This is a genomic window from Rhodococcus sp. P4_F5, assembly GCF_056401315.1.
Genome location: NZ_JBFUJP010000002.1, coordinates 56,837 through 75,683, shown reverse-complemented (window position 1 = coordinate 75,683; position 18,847 = coordinate 56,837). Strand labels below are relative to the sequence as shown.

Sequence of the window (18,847 nt, the reverse complement as noted above, 5' to 3'; positions counted from 1 at the left end):
CGACCAACAGGAATGAGTTGGCATGACACACGAGTACGTCGACGTCGCCGTCATCGGCGCCGGGCCGGGCGGCATCACCGCCGCGCACCACCTGCAGAAGGCCGGCATCGAGAACTTCGTCATCCTCGAACGCAGCGACGACTTCGGGGGCAGTTGGCGCGACAACGTCTACCCCGGCCTGTCCGTGGACGTGCCGACGCTGTTCTACCAGTTCCCCTTCGCCCGCAAGCCCGACTGGTCGCGTCTGTTCCCGACGGGCCCGGAGATCCAGGAGTACAACCGGAGGGTCGCCGACGACCTGAACCTGCACAAGTACTTTCGCGGAAACTGCACCGTCCGCCGAGAGGTGTGGGACGAGTCGGAGCGGCTGTGGGTACTGCACATCGACGACGATGCCCCCGTGCGCGCACGGTTCGTCATCAACGCCGTGGGCGGCTACGTGAACGCCAAGTCCGCGAACGACATCGAGGGACTCGGAGAGTTCGCCGGAACCGTCCTGCGCCCGAACGCCTGGGACCCCCACTACGACTGGTCCGGCAAACGGGTCGCGGTGATCGGCACCGGCTCGAGTTCGGTGCAGATCGTCCCGGCCATCTACCAGCAGGCCCGCAGCGTCGAAATCTACCAGCGGACACCGTCCTGGATCCTGCCCAAGCCCGACGTCGCGCTGTCCGCACGGGCCCACCGCCTCCTCTCGATCCCCGGCGCCGGCGCCGTCGTCAACGGGTCCGCGCTGGCCGCCATGGAACTGCCGATGCAGTTCCTCTGCAACGTGCTGCCGCTGCTGCCACGCAAGTTCCTCGCCGCGGTCATGCCGCAGTACGACCGGATCTGGCAGTCGATCTACCGATCCCTGTTGCGGCGCAACGTCACCGACGACGGCATTCGCGATGCTCTCGTTCCCGACTACGGCATCCTCGCCAAGCGGCCGGTGCTGTCGAGCACCTTCTTCCCCGCGCTCGCGGATCCGTCCGTGTCACTGGTCGTCGACCCGATCGAACGGGTCACCGCCGACGGCATCCGCACCTCGGACGGCACCGAGCGCCCGTACGACCTAATCGTCGCGGCCACCGGATACGAGTTGTTCACCGACCCGGAGACGTACCGCAGCGGCGCCGTCGTCGGCCCCCACGGGTTCGACCTGGCTGACGACTACCGCCGCAACGGCCTGCGTACCTACGGCGGCAGCGCGCACCCGGGCCTGCCGAACCGCTGGTCGCTGGTCGCCCCGCAGGGGTACGTCGGCATCGCGTGGCACACGTTCGTGGACCTGACCGCGCGGCACGCCGTGCGGGTGATCACCGAGACCGGACGGAGGGGTGCGACGGTGGCGCAGGTACGCACCGAGGCGTTCGCCCGGTGGGTGCGCAAGATGCACCGCCACGGCAAGGCGATCAGCGCCTACACCGTGGACAGCAACCCGGGCCTGCGCACCTACTTCGTCAACTCGCAGGGCGAGGCCCTCTACTACCGGCCGCAGACCATCAGCGGTGCCTTCTGGTTCAGCCGGTTCTCATCGTTCGACGACTACGCATTCGACTACACACTCACGGAGGTTCAGACATGAGCTCACTCGCAGGGAAAGTCGCCTATGTGACGGGAGCGGCTCGGGGACAGGGCCGTTCGCATGCAGTTCGAATGGCGCAGGCGGGGGCGGACATCGTGGCCGTCGACGTCTGTGAACAGGTCGCCGAGTTCAGCGGCTACCCGATGGCCGAGCCCGCCGATCTCGAGGAGACCGCGCGGTTGATCGAGTCCGAGGGACGCAAGGTCCTGACCCGGCAGGTCGACGTGCGGGACCTGGCGGGCCAGCAGGCGGTGGTGGCCGAGACCATCGAGACCTTCGGCCGCCTCGACGTCGTGGTCGCCAACGCGGGTGTGTGCAACTGGGGCCGAATCTGGGAGATCTCGGCCGAACAGTTCCAGGAGACCGTGGACGTCAACCTGACCGGGGTGTGGAACACGATCAAGGCGACGGTGCCGGCGATGATCGAGGCCGGCAACGGCGGGTCCATCATCACGGTCGGCTCGTCGGCGAGTGTGAAGGCGCCTCCCGGCTGCGGTCACTACGCCGCGGCCAAGTTCGGGGTCGTCGGCCTGACGAAGGCCCTGGCGGTGGAACTGGGCGAGTTCGGCATTCGCGCGAATTGCGTTCTGCCGTACGGCACCAACACGGCACTGGGCAACGACACCTCGATGTACAAGCTCTTCGAGCAGTACCCCACGTACGTCTACAGCTACCCGCCCAACCTGCTCAAGACCGACGCTCTGGTGGAGCCGGCGGAGATCTCGGAGGCCGTCGTGTGGCTCGCCGACGACGCCTCGGCCGTGATCACCGGCGCGCAGATACCGGTGGACAAGGGGTTCCTCGCGCGCTGACCGAACCGGGTCCACCCGGTGGGGTCGGCACCGTGCCGACCCCACCGGCGCTTCACATGTGCACGAGCTGGCGTACCGACTCGGGCGGCGGGGTGCCCCCGGCCACCCAGGGTGCGGGCACCGGCTCACCGGCGACCGTCCGCAGCGGGACCACGCCGGCCCATCCGCCGGAGTCCGTCGACGGCGCGGGTGGCGGCGCGTCGCGCACCTTGACCGTCCAGCATCCGGGTTCGATGGGCAGGGCCATCGCCAGCGTCGCCGCGAGCTCCTTCTTCAGGTTGGTACGCACCTCCGCGCTGCGACCGGGGATCAGCGAATCGGACAGCAGGTCGAGGGCGCGCACCGCCTCGTCTCCGCTGAAGCCGGTCAGGCAACCGCGTACGACGGCCGACCGGTAGTTCGCCGTGGAGTCGAAAAGCGTGTCCGCCACCACGATTCCGTCGAGCATCGTGACGGAGAACGCGGCCGGAGCACCGGCCGCGACGTGTCGCAGTGCACCCGCGCCCGTCGAGCCGTGCAGCACGATGCGGTCGCCGTCGCGGGCGTAGAGCATGGGCACCACCCACGGCATTCCGTCCACCACCGTCGCGAGGGTGCCGACCGCCGCCGCGTCGAGCACCGCGTCGAGGTCGGGCCGGTGGCCACTGGCGAGTTCTGGGTATCTCCTGATCCGGTCCATGCACCGAATCGTGCCGGGTTTCCGGACTGCTCAGTAGGTCCAGAATTACACCAAACAGCCAGACCACTAAGTTGGCAGACATGTCCCGTCACTCCCCCGACCTGAACCTCGCGTTGCGACTGCCGGTCAGCGCGGCGCCGCTGCGGCACCGCATCGCGGAGGCGATCGTCGAGCAGGTCCGGCTGGGCCGGCTCGGCCCCGGGGACGCGCTCCCGTCGACGCGCACGCTGGCCGCCGACCTCGCGGTGGCCAGGTCCTCCGTGGTCGACGCCTACGACGAGCTCGTCGCCGCCGGCTACGTCGTCGCGCGTCCGGGTTCCGGCACCCGGATCGCGGAAGGCGCGGACTCCGCGGCCACCGCGGGGGCCGCCTCACACGTCCCGACGACTGCCGCCGTGACCGCGTCGGCGCACCCGCCGCGGCGGCCCCCGCCGACGTGGGATCTCACCCCGGGCCATCCCGACACCTCCCTCGTCTCGACCACGGACTGGCGCCGGGCCTGGCGGGCGGCCGCCGCCGCACCCGTGCAGTTCACCCCGCCGGGTCCCGGCGGCCACGCCGAGCTCCGGCTCGCCCTGGCCGGACACCTGCGCCGCACCCGCGGCATCGTCGCGGACCCGGACGACCTGGTCATCGTGCCGGGTGTGGCGTCGGCCCTGCGCGCCATCACCGTGGCGGCCGGGCTCGCGGGACGCGATGTCGCGTTCGAGGAGCCAGGCTATGTCGACGCCCGCCGGGCGCTCCAGATGTCCGGCGCCCGAACGCGTTCCGTCGAGGTGGACGGCGACGGCCTCGACCCCCGGTCGCTGCTCGAGACCGATGCGGCCGTGTACTGCACGCCCGCACACCAGTACCCGCTCGGCGCCCGCCTCCCCGCACCCCGTCGTGCCCGACTGGTCGAATGGGCCGTCGAGGCCGGGAGGCTGCTCATCGAGGACGACTACGACGGCGAGTTCCGGTACGACGTGTCCGCGCTGCCGGCGCTGCGCAGCCTGGACGGCGGCCGCGAGTGCGTGACCTACATCGGCACCGCCTCCAAGGTCCTCACCCCGTCGCTGCGGCTGGCCTGGATGCTGCCGCCGCGAGCGCTGCGTGACCCGATCTCCGAGGCGCTCGCACTCAGCGGCGAAACCGCCTGCGCCGTCACCGGACTGGCGTTCGCCCGGTTCATCGAGTCGGGTGCCCTGACCCGGCACCTCGCGCGGGCGTCACGCACCTACTCCGCACGCCGGACGGCCCTGGTCGCCGCGCTCCGGCGGCACAACACGGGCGTCCGCCTGGACGGCGTCGAAGCGGGGCTGCACCTGGTGCTCCGGCTGCCGGACGGAAGCGACGACGCCGCGATCACCGCGGCTCTGAGTCACCGCGGAATCACCGTGCCGCCGCTGTCCGCGTACCTCGCCGACCCGGGCGACCCGCGGGGACTGGTGTGCGGCTACGCGCGTCTCCCGGAGACCCAGGCGGACACCGTGGCGGCGGTCATCGCCGACGTGGTGCGGCGGCACGTCGGCCGACCGGACAGCTGACGGCCGCCGCACCCCACCGGCGCAGGTCAGGTCAGGTCGAACCGGTCCAGGTTCATCACCTTGTCCCACGCGGAGACGAAGTCCGCCACGAACTTCGGCTGCGCGTCGTCGCTCGCGTACACCTCGGCGAGCGCCCGCAACTGCGAGTTCGACCCGAAGACGAGATCGACGGCGGTCGCCGTCCACCTGGCCTCGCCCGTGCCGCGAGCGCTGCCCTCGTACACGTTCTCTGACTCGGCGGACGCCTTCCACTCCGTGCCCATGTCGAGCAGGTTCACGAAGAAATCGGTGGTCAGCGCCTCGGGCCGGTCGGTCAGGACGCCGTGGGCGGACTGTCCGTAGTTGGCGTTCAGGGCGCGCATCCCGCCGACGAGCACCGTCATCTCCGGGGCCGTCAACGTCAGCAGGTTCGCCTTGTCCACCAGCAGTCGCTCGGCGGGCGTCTTCTCCCCGGCGCGCAGGTAGTTGCGGAACCCGTCCGCCCGGGGCTCGAGCACCTCGAACGCCTCCACGTCGGTCTGCTCCTGGGCGGCGTCGGTGCGACCCGGTGCGAACGGGACCGTGACGTGGTGCCCGGCGTTTCTCACCGCCTGCTCGACGGCCGCGCATCCCGCCAGGACGATCAGATCGGCCAACGAGATCCTGATGCCGTCGGACCGCGCGCCGTCGAAGTCGGCGCGTATCCGTTCGAGGGTCGCCAGCGTCTCCGCCAGCGCGGCCGGGTCGTTGGACTCCCAGCCCTTCTGCGGCGCGAGACGGATTCGTGCCCCGTTGGCGCCGCCGCGGTTGTCGGTGCCGCGGAAGGTGGCCGCCGACGCCCACGCGGCCCCGACCAGCCGGGGGACGGACAGCCCCGAGGCGAGGACCGTGGCCTTGAGCGCGGCGATCTCGTCCGGCCCGACCAGGTCGTGGTCGACCGCGGGGACGGGGTCCTGCCACAGTTGCGGCTCCGGCACCCACGGACCGAGATAGCGCGTCACCGGCCCCATGTCACGGTGCAGCAGCTTGTACCAGGCCTTGGCGAACTCGTCGGCCAACTCCTCCGGGTGGTCCAGCCAGCGCCGGGTGATCGGACCGTAGACCGGGTCGAGCCGCAGCGAGAGGTCCGTGACCAGCATCGTCGGGGCCCGCCCCGCCGACGCATCGAACGGGTCGGGAATCGTGCCCGCACCGGCACCGTCCTTGGCCGTGAACTGCCAGGCACCCGCTGGGCTCTTGGTCAGCTCCCATTCGTAGCCGTACAGGAGCTCCAGGAAGGTGTTGTCCCACTTCGTCGGCGTGGGCGTCCACACGACCTCGAGGCCACTGGTGATCGCGTCCTTGCCCACACCGGTGCCGAAGGCACTCTTCCAGCCCAGTCCCTGCTGCTCGATCGGCGCGGCCTCGGGTTCGGGTCCGACGAGGTCGGCCGGGCCCGCGCCGTGGGTCTTGCCGAAGGTGTGACCGCCGGCGATCAGTGCGGCGGTCTCCACGTCGTTCATCGCCATCCGGCGGAAGGTCTCCCGGATGTCGACGGCCGCGGCGATCGGGTCCGGCCTTCCGTTGGGCCCTTCCGGATTCACGTAGATCAAGCCCATCTGCACGGCGCCGAAGGGACCGGTGAGTTCCCGGTCGCCGGTGTAGCGCTCGTCGCCGAGCCAGGTGTCCTCCGGCCCCCAGAACACCTCGTCCGGCTCCCAGATGTCGTCACGGCCGAAGCCGAAGCCGAACGTCTTGAACCCCATCGACTCCATCGCGCAGTTGCCCGCGAAGACCAGCAGGTCCGCCCAGGAGAGCTTGCGGCCGTACTTCTGCTTGACCGGCCAGAGCAACCGGCGTGCCTTGTCGAGGCTCGCGTTGTCGGGCCAACTGTTGACCGGGGCGAACCGCTGGGCGCCCTCGCCGGCGCCGCCCCGGCCGTCCGCGATGCGGTAGGTGCCGGCCGCGTGCCAGCTCATCCGGATGAACAGCGGCCCGTAATGCCCGTAGTCCGCCGGCCACCAGTCCTGCGACGACGTCATCAGCTCAATGACGTCCCGCTTCAACGCGTCCACGTCGAGCGTCTCGAACGCCGCCGCGTAGCTGTAGTCCTCGCCCATGGGATCGGCCAGCGGCGAGGGCTGGCGCAGCGCCTGCAGGTCCACCTGGTTGGGCCACCAGTCCCGGTTGGTCCTGGGCTGGTGTTCCTGCGGCGACGGGGAGTCCATTGCCGGGCATTCGCTTTCACTGTTGGACACGGCGAACCTTCCTTCCGGGAGTGCGTGAATCGGTAGTCACCGACGTGGTCGCGAATCCAGTGATGTCGACTCCGCAGGAGTGGCGGACGAGACGACGGTGGGCCCCGGCACGGGGCTTCTGCCGCGCGACGGTGCCGACGGGTGGACGGTCGCGCACAGCCTCTGGTCGCGCGGCCCGCGGGCGGGTCGCGCGTACCTCAATCAGACGCAGCGGCGCTGCGTAATCCCCCGTCGAGGGCACACCTACACAATGGCGCGTTTTTCCGGAGTGAGTCAAGAGTTCGGGCGACCGTGGTCGCCCCGGCGTCCGCGATTGAAAAGGAAGGCAGTTCGAACGGGAGGACGCGGCGGGGACGCGGCGGGGACGCGATCGAATCGACGCCCCGCCGCTCACCGCCAGTCCGGGTGCGTCAGGCGGACTCGACCACCGACTGTCCCGCCGGCGTCCGCACGGTCTTCGACGTGGTCACCCCGGCATTCGGGTTCAGCTTGTCGACGGACCGGAACTGGAATCGCGTCTCGTCCCGGTCGACCGCGAGGACCCCGTAGCCGTGGCTGACCATGTCGACGTGCTTGACGTGCGGGTTCTTGTCCCGCCGGCTGATCTCCTCGGCACGCGCGGCGCCGGTGTTGTCACCGCTGCCGGTGGCGCCGCCGTCTCCGGTGTTGGCGGAAGTGACCGACGGGACCACGAACTCGACGCCCGCGCGCCGGGTGCCGGGCGCATTGACCTGGGCGCCGCTCGTCGTGCCCGGCGCGAATCCGGTGTCCCACAGCTCACCGGCCCACCCGTCGTGGTCGTCGCCGGTGACCAGGACCAGGTTCTCGACCGACTGCGCCGCGGTGGACAGGATCTCGGTCCGCTCGGCGCCGTACCCGTCCCAGGTGTCCAGGTATCCCCGAGCGCCGTCGTCCGCCACCACCATGCCCATCATCATGCTGGCGTTCGCCACGACCTTCCACCGCGCGTCCGACTGGGTCAGGCCGTCGAGTAGCCAGCGCTTCTGCGTCGCGCCCAGCATGGTCCGGCCCGCCGCCTCGGTGTCCGCGCAGGCGGTGGCGTCCACGTCGCCGCACGGCTGCCCGTCGCGGTACTGCCGACTGTCCGGCGCGAACAGCTCCACCGTCTTGCCCACCCGCAGCGAGCGGTAGGTCCGCAACGGGTCGTCGGAGAACCGCGGCACCGGCATGTGCTCGAACCACGACTGCCACGCCCACTGCTTCTTCTGCTGGAAGCCGACCGCGCTGTCGATCGGCGCGACCACCGGGAAGGTCCAGCCGTCCTTGCTGTAGTTGTTGCGGAACTCGTGGTCGTCCCAGATCGGGATGAAGGCGTGCTGGCTGTGCATCAGCCGCAGGTCGGCATCCGCGCGGTACTTGCGGTACTTCGCCCGCATGCCCTCGATGGTCTGCGGGAACGGGTTGGTGTCGAGTCCCCGCACACCCGGCTTGGTGAACTCGTACACGTAGTCGCCGAGGCACACGACGAAGTCGAGGTCCTCCTCGGCGAGGTGCCGGTGCGCGCCGTAGTAGCCCTCTTCGAAGCCCTGGCAGGTGAACCAGCCGATGCGGACCGGCTCGTTGGAGTCGGCGGGCCGCAGCGTCCGGAACCGACCGACCTCCGACTCACCCCCGTTGCCCCGGAACTGGTAGTAGTAGGACTCCCCCGGAGCCAGCCCGTTCACATCGAAATGCACTGTGCCATCGGCTTCTTCGCGAACCTGCACCCGTTCGGCGAGCACCGGGCTGGACAGGTCCTCACGCTTGGACACGATCAGGGCCAGCTCGCCGCCCGCCGTGCTGCTACCGCTGCTACCGGCGCTCCCGGCCCCCAGGCTGCCGGGATCGATGCTGCCGGTCCCCAGGCTGCCGCTGCCGCCCGCGCCGCCGACCCGCGTCCACAACGTCGCCCCGTCGGTGCGCGGCACCCCGGCCATGACGCCGTTGCCGAACTCCGGGTTGCGGATCAGCCCCGCCCCAGCGTCCGGGGCCTGGCGCAGCACCGGTGTGGCGTTCGCGGTGGCGGGCAGCAGACTCGCGCCGGCGAGGGCGGAGAGGCCGGTCAGGAGGGCGCGACGGGAGACATTGCGGGACGGAATGGGCACGGGCCACCTCAGAGATGTAGGAGGGTAGACGCTCAGACCCTAATCCCTGATTCACAATTTGTTGGACAATTGTTCATCGAACGCGGGTAGCGCCTGGGCGAATCCGGCTGCTCAGGGTCGCGGTCGATCGATGTGTCGACCGCTCCCGCGCACAGCACGGCCGGCAGCAACAACGCCAGGGCGTACCCGGACCTGTCTTGGTCGATCAACGACTCGCTACCCGCGACCGGGTCATGCCCTGGGGCAACCTCGCAGCTTGTGAACGCCGATGTTGGCCATGACGCCACGCAGGCCGCGATCAGCGCGAACACACCCGCGGCGAGGGCAAGAAGCGACACGCAACTCGAATGCTCCTCACGTCACGAACATGCCAGTGAGTTGGTGGTCCAGAGCATCAACGCACGTCAGGACACGACCGCACCCGAGGACACCGCACAGGGCAGAATACCGACCACCATGCTCACCACCGGACCCGTTCCGACGCTCGCCGGCGGGGCGTTGAGGAACGCGAAGCCCTGGGACCCGGTGGTCATGTTGGTCCACTGGACGACGGCACCGTTCCACTTCGACTGCGGCGCCGTGGTGGTGTAGTTGATCCGGTCGGGCGCAACCCGGTCGGCGGTGAACGTGAGCCACTCACCAGGTGCGCAACTCGATATCGAGGACGGCAGGAAGGGGGCGGGAGCAGCCGACGCAGCGGCAGGAACCGCCAGCGAGAGCGCTCCGGCCGCCGCGATCAGGGCCGCCGTTCGACCAAAAGCTTTGCGGGTGAACATTGGAATTCCTTTCGTCGAACCCGGGTTCGCCTGCTCCAGTTCGCGAATCCGCATCACCTAGAGTGGCCGTCGTCCTTCTTCCCGTGGTCCGCAGAGAAGCAAGCGAAGACAATCGTATCCCCGGCCGAACCAGTTGCCGCCCAGCCGAACCCGACCATCCACCTGTACACCGTCGAAACTCCACCTCGCGCTTCCGGACCGCGAAGCGCCGCGTCCTCCAGCCGAGGAGCGGGCGATGCCGACATGATTGGTCGATGAACCGGAACACGGATCCACGACGGGTCGGTGCGCTGTACACCGTCGAAATTCTCCTCGAGGCCATCTCCAAGGGCGACCGCTGGTCGATTGCGCGCCGGGCGACCGGACCACTGCTGGGACAACTTCTCGCGGCCGAAGGCTCCGGAGGTTCCGAAGGTTCGCACCCGCGCCCGCACCTGCTGGGGGCGCCGCGACTGAGCCTGACCGCACACCCACTCGCGGTCGTCGACGACGACGTGGCCGTGGTGATCGGCGCCGTGACCGAGGGGACCCGGCCCGACCCGACACCGCTCGTCGCCGTCCTGGTCCGCTCGACCGTAGATCCGCGGCACTGGCTCGCCGCGGCACTCGAGACCAACGCCGAGATCGCCCAGGACACCCGCCGAGCGGTCGCCCGCGGCGAATACACCGAGTCGGCCGACGCCGCGACCATCGCCGCTCACGGCCCCCTCGACCCGACTGCGACGGCGATCGACTGGGACGACCCCACCGCGGTCCTGCGCAGGCACGCGAACGGAACGGTCACGGTCGCGGATGCCCTCGCCGAGCTGGCCGACCACGACCGGTCCGCCTGGCCGCGGCTCGCAGACGATGTCGTGATGATCTACGGGCTGTACCTTCGCGCCCGGCATCCCGCACTGGTCCGCGAATATTGACCCGCAGAGCCGCCGGACGTCCGACTACGGGTCAGCCGAGGTCTGCGAGCTTGCTGCCCAGCCCGCCCGCTCACGTTCATTTGAACCCCGAGCACCCTCGAAGGCTGCGGGGGTGAGAAACTCGGCACCCTGGGTGTCCTTTGCCTCCCGAGTATTCGAGCAAGACTTTCCTTCATGGAATCTTTCACCCACTCCCAGGAATCAAAGCTGCCCCACAAGGCGATCCGGCGATCTGCCCTGGCGATGCTCGCCGTCGGATTCACGCTCACCGGCATCGGACTCGCCCACGGGGACCCGAGCACCGATGCGGCAGGGCGAGCGCACTGGTACGTAGAGGTTGACCCGGGGGATACCGAAGGAGAACTTCAGATGCCCCAGCTGCAGAACCAGATCAGCCAGAGAGGCCAGGCGCTGCGGATGGCACAGAACATGACCGATGCCATGGACAGGTCGACTCGGGACCTGATCCGGAACTGCCCTTCCTGCTTCGGATAGCTCTCGCCAAGACGATCGATTCGGTCCACGTGCGTGAACCCGGATCAATGCCGTCGACGAGCCAGCGTCCCAGGACTGAACGCTCACATTCGTTGCTGCACAACCGAACTACCCATTTCAGCAACGACATGCGACATGTTCGGTTCGTAGCCGAGGCAAGGACCCCAGAACAAGTGGAGGTTGCGCATGGTGCTCGCCGTCATGGCCACTGTCGCGGTGCTTCTCACCTTCGCTGCGCCGTCAGCGGCGAAATTCGAGTAGTCACGACTCGTGATCTCGAACCCGACGGTGACCATACTTGGAGGGTCATTGCTTTCCGCAGGCCGCGCCGCACGTCCGTACGACACGGCCGCCTGAAAGGAGCGGACAAATGGATAGGAACTCAGGGCGCGTCGCGCTTGCCGCCGCCGTCATCACACCCCTGGTGACAGTGGGCGTGGGAATGGGATCCGGCACCGCCCCGGCTGCGACGCCCCCAACAATCTCGGTCACGCCGTCCGGCACCGACAGTTGGACGATCGCTTGGGACGGAACCGCCACTCCGCAGCCAAAGTGCACGCGATTCCTCGGGCCAACCAAATACGGCCCGTTCAACGAGGGAACGGGCTCTCAAACGTTGCAACCCGCAGTAGTTGCGAATCTCGGCCCGGGGGCGCACAAGACCTTCGTCGAATGCCCAGAGGGCAGTGGCAACAAGAGTCCCACCGTAATCCTCTACGCGCCACGCGACCCCATCAACGACATGCGGACCCAGTTCAGCAACGACACCCAGGGCATGTTCAACTCATGATCCGGACTCGATAATCACGCGGTGGGGGTCGATCACCTCGATCGCGGTGCCGGCGACTGTGGCGGCACTTGCGGCCTGAACCACTTGCCCCACCAACCGTCAACCGAAGCGGGGGCAGTCCTCACTGCTACGGCAACTGGCAAGGGCTGGCTCACCTCCGATTACCTCCGGGCCGTCAGCCGAGGTCGGTGAGCTTGCGCCGCAGCACTTCCCGCTCACGTTCGTTGCCGCACAACCGAACCGCCCGCTCCAGCTCCGCCCGCGCCTCGTCGGTCCGTCCCAGCCGGGTGAGCAGCTCGCCGCGGACCGTCGGCAGCAGGTGCGAGGTCGACAGCGCCCCGGCAGCCGCCAGTTCGTCCACGATCCGCAGCGCCACCGCCGGCCCCTGTGCCATCGACACCGCCACCGCCCGGTTGAGGTCGACCACCGGCGACGGGGCGAGCCGGCCGAGCGCCTCGTAGAGGAGCACGATCCGCTCCCAGTCCGTCGCCGCGACCGACGTTGCGACGGCATGGCATTCGGCGATCGCCGCCTGCAGGCCGTAGGCACCGAGGCCCCGGCCGACCTGCTCCGCCCGGACCAGGGCGGCGCGTCCCCGTCGGATCGCGGCGCGGTCCCAGCGGCGGCGGTCCTGGTGCTCGAGCAGCACCGGCTCGCCGTCCGGACCGGTGCGGGCGGGGAAGCGCGCCGCGGTCAGCTCGAGCAGCGCCAGCAGTCCGTGGGCCTCCGGTTCGTTCGGCACCAGCCGAGCCAACACCCTGGCGAGCCGCCGTGCCTCGCTCGCGAGGTCGAACCGGATCAGTTCGCCACCGGAGCTGGCAGAGGACCCCTCGGTGAAGATCAGGTAGACCACACTGAGCACCGAGCCGAGCCGCTCGGCGCGCTCGGGTGCCGGCGGCACCTCGAACGGCACCCGCGCCGCACCGAGGGTCTTCTTCGCCCGGGTGATCCGGGCCTGCACGGTGGCGGTCGGGACGAGGAACGCCCGGGCGATCTCGTCGCTGGTCAGGCCGCCGACCACCCGCAGAGTGAGCGCCACCCTCGCCTCCTTCGACAGCACCGGGTGGCAGGAGACGAACATCAGCGCGAGCACGTCGTCGTCGATCTGGTCCGGATCCCACAGCACGTCCCCCGCGCCGCGGGCGGGATCGGCTGGTGCGCCGCCCGCGACGACGCCGCCCTCGCCCAGGTCGTGGGCGAGGGCGGCGTACCTCTCGTCGAGGGCGGAGCGGCGGCGGAACGCGTCGATCGCGCGGCGCCGGCCGACGGTGAGCAGCCACCCCGCGGGGTTGCGGGGCACGCCGTCGCGGGGCCAGGTCACCAGCGCCTCGGCGAGCGCCTCCTGGGCGAGGTCCTCGGACAGCGCGAAGTCGCCGGTGTACCGCGCGAGCGCACCGACGATTCGCGCGGACTCGATCCGCCAGACCGCGGCGACGGCCTCACGGCCGGTGGGGTAGGCCATCGCCTGCCGGCCCGCTCAGAGCTGGCCGGTGGCCTCGCGCCACGCCCGCTCCTTCTGGATCCACTCGTTGTCCTGCGGGAACTCGTCGATCGAGGGGACCCGCCGGATCTCGGTCTTGAAGCCCGGACCCGCCGACGGGAGCCGCTTGGCCCACTCGACCGCCTCCTCCTTCGACGCGACCTCGAGGATGTAGAAGCCGCCGAAGAGCTCCTTGGTCTCGCCGTACGGACCGTCGGTGACCACGGGCTGCTCGGACGAGTGGTCGACGACCACACCCTCGGCGGCGTCGTCGAGCCCCTCCGCGGCCACCAGCACGCCCGCTCGGACCAGCTCGTCGTTGAACCGGCCGACGGTCTCGAGCATCTCGTTCATGTCGGCGTTCGCCATCTCCGCGTAGGCCTCGTCCGTCGCGCGCATGATCAGCATGTACTTCATGGTTCTTCTCTCCCTCGGTTACCGGGCCCTCCCTCGGACCCTCTCACCCATAGGTCGAACGGGGAATGCCGTGGATCGACACCACCGTCGATCTTCTTTCCCGTCGAACGCCGGTCCGGGCGCGACACGCGCACCGGCCGATAGATTTGGCCCATGGACCTGCGCCAGATGGAGTACTTCCTCGCGGTCGTCGACTTCGGCGGGGTGACCCGCGCCGCCGCGCAGCTGCGGGTGGCGCAGCCGTCACTCTCGCAGGCGGTGCGCAAGCTCGAGAAGGACCTGGGCACCGAGTTGTTCCACCGCGTCGGCCGCGGGCTCGTCCTCTCCCCCGCCGGCGAGGCGCTCGTGGGCCCCGCCCGCGCCATCCTGCGCGACGTGGAATCGGCGGAGAACGCCGTGCGCGACGTCGGCGCGATGCGCGGTGGCCGCATCGACATCGCCTCGCTGTCCGACCTGTCCTCCGACCCGCTGTCGGTGTGGGTCGCCAAGTTCCGGCAGCAGTACCCGAACGTGCGCTTCCACATCGAGGAGCGCGACGAGACCGCCGACGTGGTCTCGCTCGTCCGGTCCGGGGCCTGCGAGCTGGGCATCCTGTCGCTGCCCCTGCCGACCGACGAACTGGTGGGCGAGGAGCTGATCGACCAGCAGCTGGTGCTGGTGTGCCCGCCCGGTACCGAATCGCGCTGGCCCGACCCGGTGCCGATCAAGGAGCTCTCGCGCGTCCCGTTCGTCATGGGCGAGCGCGGCACCGCGACCCGGGACTTCATCGACCGGTCGCTGCGGATGCACGGCGTCGAGCCGGACGTCGCGGTGGAGGTGCGCCAGCGTGGCGCCGTGCTGCCCATCGTCCTGGCCGGCGGCGGCGTGTCGATCGTCGCGCTCCGCACCGGGCTCGACGCGTTGCCGCGCGGCGGGGTGGTGCGTGAACTCACGCCGCGACTGACCCGCCGGATGGGCGTGGTGCGCCGGCCCGGACGGACGTCCGCGGCCTCGACCGCGTTCCTGGCGTGCGCCCGGGACTCCTTCGGGGAGTTCGCCGAGTCCGTCGTCGGCCACATGACCCTCGGCCGGTCGTTGGTCGAGGCCGCGAGGCTGACCCGGGACGCCGGCGACCGCCAGATGCGCGAACACAACGCAGCGGCGGACCTCGATTCATAGGCGATTGCAGTATTTCTGCAACATTTTTTGTCTTTGACCCAATCGGTCGCTGCACTTTCAATGGTGTGTACCCGATCACACCGCCGCGGCGCGACTGACGATCCACACAGGCAGTCACCTTCCGGTCCTGGCCCACACGCACGCCGCCGGTGTCCCCATCGTTTCCTCCGAAGGGACCACCATGACTCAAACCACCGCGCCTCCGATCGCCTCGGCGTCACCACCGAAGCCGACGAACAAGCGACGTGCCTGGATCGTCGTCGGCCTCCTGGTCCTCTTCATGCTCATCAACCACGCCGACAAATCCGTCATCGCGTTCGCCGGTGTCCAGATCCAGCAGGACCTGGGGCTGAGCCCGCAACAGTTCGGCCTCCTGCAGAGCAGCTTCTTCTGGCTGTTCGCGGCCGGCGCGCTGTTCTTCGGCTGGCTCTCCTCCCGGGTGAACCTCCGCTGGCTGCTCGCCGGCCTGATGCTGACCTGGGTCGCCACCATGATCCCGCTGCTCGGCACGGTCAGCTTCGGCGTCCTCATCGCCTGCCGGGTGATCCTCGGATTCGCCGAGGGTCCCGCGTTCGCACTGGCCAACCACGCCGCGCACTCCTGGTTCCCGCCGGAGAAGCGGGCGATGGCCGGCGGCTTCGTCTCCTCGGGCGCCTCGATCGGCACCCTGATCGCCGCACCGACCCTCACCTTCATCATCTCCAGGTGGAGCTGGCACGCCGCGTTCTACGTGCTGATCGCGATGGGCATCCTGTGGGCGGCGGCCTGGCTGATTTTCGGCCGCACCGCCGGTGACGACGACGAGGCCCCGGTCTCGACGGTCGTGGTCGAGACGGTCGATGCCCCGTACAAGGCGATTCTCAAGACCGGCACCGTCGTCGGCATCGCCATCCTGATGTTCAGCTCGTACTGGTCGACCACGCTGAAGATCGCCTGGCTGCCCGTCTACCTCCAGGAAGGCCTGGGCTACGACACGGCCACCACCGGTCAGCTGATGATGCTGCCCTACGGGCTCGCCGCCATCGGCGCCATCGCCGCCGGCTGGTTCTCCGGACGGCTGGTCGCGCGAGGCGTCTCCCGCCGGATCGCCCGCGGCTACCTCAGCGCGGTGCTCGTCGCCGGTGCCGGCCTGTCGATGGCCGGGTTCACCTTCCTCCAGCAGGGTATGCCGCAGCTGATCCTGATCGCCCTCGCGTTCTCGCTGAACACCGCGGCCTTCGGCGTCGCACTCTCGGCGATCGCCGACGTGGTCCAGGCGAAGAAGCGCGGGATGGTGCTCGGCATGCTGTCGGCGGTCGCGAGCATCTCCGGGATGGTGGCACCGCTGGTGCTCGGCTTCGCCGTCGGCTCGTCCGTCGACAAGATCACCGGCTACGCGATCGGATTCCAGTCCAGCGGCGCCCTGATGATCGTCGGCGCGGTGATCGCCGTGTTCCTGGTCAACCCCGAGCGCGACATCGCCGTCATCCGCCGCCGCGTCGAACAAGCCGCACGACCCAGTGTCGAGGAGACAGCATGATCGTCAACAAGCCCCTGGACGGCGTTCGCGTCGTCGACTTCGGACAGTTCATCGCCGCCCCGGCCGCGACCCAGATCCTCGTCGACCTCGGCGCCGACGTGATCAAGGTCGAGCCGCTGCACGGCGAATCCGCCCGCGGCATCGGCCCGGCCGGCGAGGCCATGCTGCAGAACTACAACCGCGGCAAGCGGGCCATCGCCCTGGACCTGAAGGACCCGAAGGCACAGGAGATCGCCCGGAAGCTGATCGCCGGCGCCGACATCGTGGTGCAGAACCTGCGCCCGGGCGTCATGGAGTCGTTCGGGCTCGGCGCCGAGGATGTCCTCGCGGCCCACCCGTGGATGGTCTACGCCACCGTCAGCGGATTCGGCCTGCACGGACCGTCGAAGTACCGACCCGGGCTCGACATCGCGGCGCAGGCCGAGAGCGGCATGATGTGGGTCACCGGCGAGGCCGACAGCGAGCCGCAGAAGGTCGGCTCCCAGATCGTCGACGCGGCTTCGGGTTACGTCTGCGCGCAGGCGATTCTCGCGGCCTACGTGCGCCGGCTCCGCACCGGAGAGGGCGACACCGTCGAGGTCTCGCTGCTCGAGGTCGCGATCCACCTGCAGGGCACGAACTGGGGTCAGTACCTGATCACCGGCGAGGAGCCCGTGCGCAAGGGCAACGGGCAGCCCAGCATCGCCCCCGCCGCGGACGTGATGACGACCAAGGACGGAAGCCTGGTCCTGTCCGCCTACTCCGACGCGCACTTCGGCCGACTGTGCCGCCTCATCGGGCGTCCCGACGTGGCCGAGGACCCGCGCTTCGCGAGCAACGCACTGCGGGTGGCGAACCGGAAGGCGATGCTCGTCGAGCTGCGTGGCGCCTTCTCGACGATGACGAGCGACGAGGCCATGGAGCTCCTGACCACCAACGGCGTTGTCGCGGGCAAGATCAACACCTATCCCGAGGCCATGCGTAGCGCCGATGTCGAGGCGTCCGGGTTGTTCATCGAGGTCAGCGGAACGGACGGGGTGTCGAACACCGCCCTCGGTTCGCCCTGGCACCTGGGCAGCATGCCCAAGCTCTCGACCGAGGGCGACCCAGATCTCGGCCAGCACAGCGCCGAACTGCTCACCGAGCTCGGCTACCCCGCCGACGAGGTCGACGCGCTCGTCGCCGACAAGGTCGTCGGCATCCGCTGACCACCGGCACCCACCTGCCGCCATCCACACTTCTCGAAAAGGGAAACACCATGCAGCGCAGCATCTTCACCGAAGACCACGACGCCTTCCGCGACTCCGTCCGTCAGTTCATCGCCAAGGAGATCACCCCGAACCTGCCCGACTGGGAGGCCGCCGGTTCCATCCCCCGCGACTTCTACAAGAAGACGGCGGAGATCGGCATCAACGGCCTGCAGGTGCCCGAGCAGTACGGCGGCGGCGGCATCGACAGCTTCCTGTTCAACACCGTCGTCTACGAGGAGATCGGTTACGCCGCAGCCTCTCTCGGCGGGTTCCAGGTGCACCTGAACACCGTGCTGCCGTACTTCCTCGAGTACGCCAACGAGGAGCAGCGCGACCGCTGGTTCCCCGGCTTCGCCGACGGCGGCCTGGTCAGCGCGATCGCCATGACCGAGCCCGGCATCGGTTCCGACCTGGCCGGCGTCACCACCACCGCCGTCCGCGACGGCGACGACTTCATCCTCAACGGCAACAAGACCTTCATCACCGGCGGTATCAACGCCGACCTGGTCATCGTGGTGGCGCGCACCTCGAAGGATCCCGAGAACCGCCGCAAGGGCCTGTCGCTGCTGGTCGTCGAGGGTGACATGCCCGGCTTCATCCGCGGTCGCAACCTGCACAAGATCGGCATGAAGTCGTCCGACACCGCCGAGCTGACGTTCGACAACGTCCGCGTGCCGGCCCGGAACCTGCTCGGCGAGGAGGGCAAGGCGTTCGGCATGCTCGCCCACAACCTGCCGCAGGAGCGACTCTCGATCGCGATCACCGGCCTGGCCACCGCCACCGCCGCCGTGAACCTCGCCATCGACTACGCCAAGGAGCGCCTGGTGTTCGGCAAGCCGCTGGCCGACTTCCAGAACACCAAGTTCGTGCTCGCCGAGTGCGCGACGGAACTGCAGGCCGGGCAGGCGCTGGTCGACCAGGCGCTGATCGCGCTGGACGCCGGCACCCTCACCCCCGCCGACGCCGCCAAGGTGAAGCTGTTCTGCACGGAGATGCAGGCCCGGGTCATCGACAAGTGCCTGCAGGTGCACGGCGGCTACGGCTACATGAGCGAGTACCCGATCGCGCGGCTGTACGCCGATGCCCGGGTCACCCGGATCTTCGGCGGCACCAGCGAGGTCATGAAGAGCGTCATCTCGAAGTCGATGGGCCTGTAGGCATCCC

General features: G+C 69.4%; 17 protein-coding genes. 10 read left to right on the top strand and 7 right to left on the bottom strand.

The genetic code is table 11. The features are described from left to right. The first annotated feature begins 22 nt into the window (after positions 1-22). Both AC1DU4_RS02315 and AC1DU4_RS02310 read left to right on the top strand, forming a co-directional pair. On the top strand, positions 23-1,567 hold the full coding sequence (locus AC1DU4_RS02315) for a flavin-containing monooxygenase (protein ID WP_477837491.1): 1,545 nt from the start codon (positions 23-25) through the stop codon (positions 1,565-1,567). Then, positions 1,564-2,379, top strand: coding sequence for a mycofactocin-coupled SDR family oxidoreductase (locus tag AC1DU4_RS02310; protein ID WP_477837490.1), 816 nt, complete (start codon positions 1,564-1,566; stop codon positions 2,377-2,379). The genes AC1DU4_RS02315 and AC1DU4_RS02310 overlap by 4 nt, the downstream gene beginning before the upstream one ends. 52 nt (positions 2,380-2,431) lie before the next feature. Here AC1DU4_RS02310 and AC1DU4_RS02305 read toward each other — a convergent pair whose 3' ends face one another. Beyond that, complete coding sequence (locus AC1DU4_RS02305; RefSeq protein WP_477837489.1) at positions 2,432-3,058, bottom strand: pyridoxamine 5'-phosphate oxidase family protein; 627 nt, start codon at positions 3,056-3,058, stop codon at positions 2,432-2,434. An 80-nt stretch (positions 3,059-3,138) separates the two neighbouring features. On the opposite strand from AC1DU4_RS02305, the gene pdxR reads away from it, so the two are divergent. Next, entirely contained in the window at positions 3,139-4,584 is a 1,446-nt protein-coding gene (gene pdxR / locus AC1DU4_RS02300; RefSeq protein ID WP_477837488.1) for a MocR-like pyridoxine biosynthesis transcription factor PdxR, read from the top strand. 26 nt (positions 4,585-4,610) lie between these two features. On the opposite strand, the gene katG is transcribed toward pdxR, so the two are convergent. From katG to AC1DU4_RS02285, 3 genes are all read right to left on the bottom strand, one after another. Continuing rightward, positions 4,611-6,770: a catalase/peroxidase HPI gene (gene katG / locus AC1DU4_RS02295; RefSeq protein WP_477837574.1), complete on the bottom strand. Its 2,160-nt coding sequence runs from the start codon at positions 6,768-6,770 to the stop codon at positions 4,611-4,613. 440 nt (positions 6,771-7,210) lie between these two features. Continuing rightward, the gene (locus AC1DU4_RS02290) at positions 7,211-8,905 is read right to left on the bottom strand and encodes an alkaline phosphatase D family protein (RefSeq protein WP_477837487.1); all 1,695 of its coding nucleotides are present in this window, start codon (positions 8,903-8,905) and stop codon (positions 7,211-7,213) included. Positions 8,906-9,309: 404 nt separating this feature from the next. Next, a complete protein-coding gene (locus AC1DU4_RS02285) occupies positions 9,310-9,681 on the bottom strand; it encodes a hypothetical protein (RefSeq protein WP_072843290.1) in 372 nt (123 codons plus the stop codon). A 254-nt stretch (positions 9,682-9,935) separates the two neighbouring features. Between AC1DU4_RS02285 and AC1DU4_RS02280 the strand changes: the two genes are divergently transcribed. Together AC1DU4_RS02280 and AC1DU4_RS02275 are read left to right on the top strand one after the other, a co-directional pair. Then, the gene (locus tag AC1DU4_RS02280) at positions 9,936-10,595 is read left to right on the top strand and encodes a hypothetical protein (RefSeq protein WP_477837486.1); all 660 of its coding nucleotides are present in this window, start codon (positions 9,936-9,938) and stop codon (positions 10,593-10,595) included. A gap of 174 nt (positions 10,596-10,769) precedes the next feature. Then, on the top strand, positions 10,770-11,090 hold the full coding sequence (locus AC1DU4_RS02275) for a hypothetical protein (protein ID WP_477837485.1): 321 nt from the start codon (positions 10,770-10,772) through the stop codon (positions 11,088-11,090). Positions 11,091-11,173: 83 nt separating this feature from the next. On the opposite strand, the gene AC1DU4_RS02270 is transcribed toward AC1DU4_RS02275, so the two are convergent. Next, entirely contained in the window at positions 11,174-11,386 is a 213-nt protein-coding gene (locus AC1DU4_RS02270) for a hypothetical protein (RefSeq protein ID WP_477837484.1), read from the bottom strand. Positions 11,387-11,460: 74 nt separating this feature from the next. Between AC1DU4_RS02270 and AC1DU4_RS02265 the strand changes: the two genes are divergently transcribed. Beyond that, on the top strand, positions 11,461-11,880 hold the full coding sequence (locus tag AC1DU4_RS02265; RefSeq protein ID WP_477837483.1) for a hypothetical protein: 420 nt from the start codon (positions 11,461-11,463) through the stop codon (positions 11,878-11,880). Positions 11,881-12,055: 175 nt separating this feature from the next. Here AC1DU4_RS02265 and AC1DU4_RS02260 read toward each other — a convergent pair whose 3' ends face one another. Together AC1DU4_RS02260 and AC1DU4_RS02255 are read right to left on the bottom strand one after the other, a co-directional pair. Continuing rightward, on the bottom strand, positions 12,056-13,342 hold the full coding sequence (locus tag AC1DU4_RS02260) for an RNA polymerase sigma factor (protein WP_477837482.1): 1,287 nt from the start codon (positions 13,340-13,342) through the stop codon (positions 12,056-12,058). 15 nt (positions 13,343-13,357) lie between these two features. Beyond that, positions 13,358-13,777: a YciI family protein gene (locus AC1DU4_RS02255; protein ID WP_477837481.1), complete on the bottom strand. Its 420-nt coding sequence runs from the start codon at positions 13,775-13,777 to the stop codon at positions 13,358-13,360. 153 nt (positions 13,778-13,930) lie between these two features. Between AC1DU4_RS02255 and AC1DU4_RS02250 the strand changes: the two genes are divergently transcribed. From AC1DU4_RS02250 to AC1DU4_RS02235, 4 genes are all read left to right on the top strand, one after another. Beyond that, positions 13,931-14,935 (top strand): LysR family transcriptional regulator, encoded by a 1,005-nt coding sequence (locus AC1DU4_RS02250; RefSeq protein WP_477837480.1) that lies wholly within the window; start codon positions 13,931-13,933, stop codon positions 14,933-14,935. A gap of 181 nt (positions 14,936-15,116) precedes the next feature. Further along, a complete protein-coding gene (locus tag AC1DU4_RS02245; RefSeq protein ID WP_477837479.1) occupies positions 15,117-16,454 on the top strand; it encodes an MFS transporter in 1,338 nt (445 codons plus the stop codon). Beyond that, positions 16,451-17,641: a CaiB/BaiF CoA transferase family protein gene (locus AC1DU4_RS02240; protein ID WP_477837478.1), complete on the top strand. Its 1,191-nt coding sequence runs from the start codon at positions 16,451-16,453 to the stop codon at positions 17,639-17,641. The genes AC1DU4_RS02245 and AC1DU4_RS02240 overlap by 4 nt, the downstream gene beginning before the upstream one ends. A gap of 50 nt (positions 17,642-17,691) precedes the next feature. Further along, positions 17,692-18,840 carry an acyl-CoA dehydrogenase family protein gene (locus AC1DU4_RS02235; RefSeq protein WP_477837477.1) on the top strand — a complete coding sequence of 383 codons (1,149 nt, stop codon included), beginning with the start codon at positions 17,692-17,694 and terminating at the stop codon, positions 18,838-18,840. Positions 18,841-18,847 lie beyond the last annotated feature (7 nt).

Coding starts and splice junctions, on each gene's coding strand:
- AC1DU4_RS02315 (WP_477837491.1), top strand. CDS start 23: ATGACACACGAGTACGTCGACGTCGCCGTCATCGGCGCCGGGCCGGGC.
- AC1DU4_RS02310 (WP_477837490.1), top strand. CDS start 1,564: ATGAGCTCACTCGCAGGGAAAGTCGCCTATGTGACGGGAGCGGCTCGG.
- AC1DU4_RS02305 (WP_477837489.1), bottom strand. CDS start 3,058: ATGGACCGGATCAGGAGATACCCAGAACTCGCCAGTGGCCACCGGCCC.
- pdxR (WP_477837488.1), top strand. CDS start 3,139: ATGTCCCGTCACTCCCCCGACCTGAACCTCGCGTTGCGACTGCCGGTC.
- katG (WP_477837574.1), bottom strand. CDS start 6,770: ATGGACTCCCCGTCGCCGCAGGAACACCAGCCCAGGACCAACCGGGAC.
- AC1DU4_RS02285 (WP_072843290.1), bottom strand. CDS start 9,681: ATGTTCACCCGCAAAGCTTTTGGTCGAACGGCGGCCCTGATCGCGGCG.
- AC1DU4_RS02280 (WP_477837486.1), top strand. CDS start 9,936: ATGAACCGGAACACGGATCCACGACGGGTCGGTGCGCTGTACACCGTC.
- AC1DU4_RS02275 (WP_477837485.1), top strand. CDS start 10,770: ATGGAATCTTTCACCCACTCCCAGGAATCAAAGCTGCCCCACAAGGCG.
- AC1DU4_RS02270 (WP_477837484.1), bottom strand. CDS start 11,386: ATGGTCACCGTCGGGTTCGAGATCACGAGTCGTGACTACTCGAATTTC.
- AC1DU4_RS02265 (WP_477837483.1), top strand. CDS start 11,461: ATGGATAGGAACTCAGGGCGCGTCGCGCTTGCCGCCGCCGTCATCACA.
- AC1DU4_RS02260 (WP_477837482.1), bottom strand. CDS start 13,342: ATGGCCTACCCCACCGGCCGTGAGGCCGTCGCCGCGGTCTGGCGGATC.
- AC1DU4_RS02255 (WP_477837481.1), bottom strand. CDS start 13,777: ATGAAGTACATGCTGATCATGCGCGCGACGGACGAGGCCTACGCGGAG.
- AC1DU4_RS02250 (WP_477837480.1), top strand. CDS start 13,931: ATGGACCTGCGCCAGATGGAGTACTTCCTCGCGGTCGTCGACTTCGGC.
- AC1DU4_RS02245 (WP_477837479.1), top strand. CDS start 15,117: ATGACTCAAACCACCGCGCCTCCGATCGCCTCGGCGTCACCACCGAAG.
- AC1DU4_RS02240 (WP_477837478.1), top strand. CDS start 16,451: ATGATCGTCAACAAGCCCCTGGACGGCGTTCGCGTCGTCGACTTCGGA.
- AC1DU4_RS02235 (WP_477837477.1), top strand. CDS start 17,692: ATGCAGCGCAGCATCTTCACCGAAGACCACGACGCCTTCCGCGACTCC.